Genomic DNA, 677 nt, shown 5'->3' with positions numbered 1-677 from the left:
AGGCGCATGTGGTCCGAGGCCTCGACAAGCACAATGCCGGTCACTAGCAGCGGGCACTGGCCATGCTTGTTGACACCCAGACCGATGTCGCGAAAAATCAATTCACCGTGATTCATGTTTCTCCTTGTCACAAGGGCGCTTGCCCTTTTCATACACACATTTCGCGCCCTCGAACCCCATACGCTCTCGGCATTTGCAGGGCCCGAACCACGTATCCGGATAATGCACAGGCGTCTCGTTCAATGCACAAGCACCTGCACATGGTTCAGCAGCCATTGCGCGAGCAGCGTGGCACCAATACCTAGACCCAGACCCATAACAAATGCCCCGACGATCCCGCTGATAAGGCCGTTAAGAGCACCCACAATTACGCCTGCGAACACAATTCCTTGCCCTCCACGTGTTGGATCACCTGATTCGCAAGATCACCAATCGTCTCAAGACTGATGAATTCGGACGGATACATGGTGATGCGATATTTCTGGTTGATTGCTTCACAAAGAGCGGTACGCGCACGCAGAAGCTTCAGCCCCATTTCCACCAAGCGAACACCTGCGTACGCGCCGTTCGAGATTACCACAGGTCCTTTCACGATTTCGCGCTCCATCGCGAGCCGCACGATATCCTGAGCTACTGCGTCCATGGTAAGCGGCGGAACCTGTTTTGCATACATATGC

General features: G+C 54.4%; 1 protein-coding gene. It reads right to left on the bottom strand.

Going from position 1 to position 677, the window contains the following annotated elements:
* Positions 1–367 precede the first annotated feature (367 nt).
* Positions 368–677: hypothetical protein (locus AC1RPW_RS07765; protein ID WP_481769405.1), on the bottom strand; the 310-nt coding region annotated here is incomplete at its 5' end.

Source organism: Dellaglioa sp. CoH-55-MRSF-8 (assembly GCF_056782195.1).
This window is presented reverse-complemented; position numbering and strand designations above follow the sequence as displayed.